Here is a 1,689-nt window from a genome sequence, read left to right on the forward strand (position 1 = left end):
GTGTCGTGCGGGCGTGCGAGTCGAGTTGTGATCGGGCTCATGGGGTTTGCCTCCGGCGGCTTCGATAGCGGGAATCGGCGCGCGGGGAAATGGCGGGCGGTGTGGGTGGCTAACGTGTTCCTTGTAGCAACTGTGTTTCACACGGCTGCCACAAGCTGTTCGCTTTGGTCAATGATTAAGCTCGCGTATCATTTGCCGGGGAGTTGATTCGCGAGCTTGAGCTATGGAAACTTTGACGAAGATCGATGTCGCTCGGCGGCAGCTTGTGACGGCTATCCGCCTTCTGCTCGATGATCGCGATCCGGTCTCAGTCTACTCGCTGGCCACAAACGCCCAAGAGATACTTTCGGCGCTATGCGAGAGGCGCGGGGTACTTTCCCTACGCGCAAATATTGCAGCCCCAACGGGCGTGAACAGCGGCCAAATTCAGATACAACTAATCAATCCTGCGCGCAATTTCTTCAAACATGCTGATCGCGATCCAGATTCGGTCTGGAGCGACTTCACCGACTCGGACTGTGATCACATCTTGCTAATTCCGAGCATCGACTTCGTCATGCTGGAACGAAAATCGCCAATCGAGGCACAAGTGTTCGTCATTTGGTACGCAGCCCTATACCCGGAAAAAATTCCACAAAACACCGATTGGAGCAAGGCGGCGGCGAAGCATTTTTCAGGTATCCGTGCTGCACAACGCAGTGATCAGAAGCGCGCCGCGTCTGCGCTGATTGCTGCTTCCCTTAAGGATCCTGGGTTGATTGCGCACCCTGAGACTTATCCCAGTGAGATTCGGCGATGGGCGTAGTCCGCACCGCCATCATCACCATGGGCGCAATAGCCGGTCTATAGTCGTATTTCTGGCCGTCCGAGAATTGGATGGTGCCCGCCCAATCGGCGATTATCTGATCCAGTGCCCGCGCACGGCGCGCCAGACTGTCGAGATCGATGATATGGATGCCGACGTTCAATTCGAGTGTGCGGACGAACCGCATTTCTTGTCTGTCGAACACGAGGCCCGGCACGCTCGCTTGGAGGTGCTGATTGCCGGTGAACAGCGAGAACTGCATCAGGACGTCGGTTTCATTGACCCATGAAATCGTGCCCCACAATGGCTGCGCTTGACCAGTGATGCCGGTGATCTCGTTGTTGATGTGCTGGACGTAGTGACGGAGATGTTCAACGGCGCTCGTGCCGACCTTAAAGATGCGGAACTCGGGATCATTCTTCGGCAAAATTGGCGCGCGCTCGATTAGAAGCCGGATGCGTTGGGTGGCGTCGATCATAGCCCATGCATCGGCCACGACTTGTATAACGGCGTTCGCGGGCGCTCCTGACTGCCAGTCGGCTTCGAATGTACTCAGAGCAGACCGAACACGGGCGTGACAAGACAGAACAATAGCGAATGAGTATCGCAGGCCATCGAGGCAGAGCAATAGTTGCTGAGCGCGGTTCAGATCGTCTGCTTTGCGGCGCTCGGTCATGCCGAAAGCTTAACAGATTCGACGTGACCTTTCTAAACGAAGGTTGGCGGTTGCACTTTTGCAAATAAGCGCTTCGCGCGCTTTTTGCTGTCGGGTCGCGCCGCGCTGTGCGCGTGCTTGACCACGACCTACGGTTGGATGGTTTGTTTCGCGAGTTATCCCCCTTCCCCCAACCGATGGCATTCTTGTCATCAAACCTTCCTGACGA

At 56.0% G+C, this 1,689-nt stretch carries 2 protein-coding genes; one reads left to right on the plus strand and one right to left on the minus strand.

The annotated features are described in order from the left end of the window. Positions 1–223: 223 nt before the first annotated feature. On the plus strand, positions 224–805 hold the full coding sequence (locus ACEW72_RS00005) for a hypothetical protein (RefSeq protein WP_373474320.1): 582 nt from the start codon (positions 224–226) through the stop codon (positions 803–805). On the opposite strand, the gene ACEW72_RS00010 is transcribed toward ACEW72_RS00005, so the two are convergent. Further along, on the minus strand, positions 741–1,481 hold the full coding sequence (locus ACEW72_RS00010) for a hypothetical protein (protein WP_373474321.1): 741 nt from the start codon (positions 1,479–1,481) through the stop codon (positions 741–743). The genes ACEW72_RS00005 and ACEW72_RS00010 overlap by 65 nt on opposite strands. Between the last annotated feature and the right edge of the window lie 208 nt (positions 1,482–1,689).

This window comes from Sphingorhabdus sp. (assembly GCF_041737645.1).
Taxonomy (GTDB): domain Bacteria; phylum Pseudomonadota; class Alphaproteobacteria; order Sphingomonadales; family Sphingomonadaceae; genus Sphingorhabdus_B.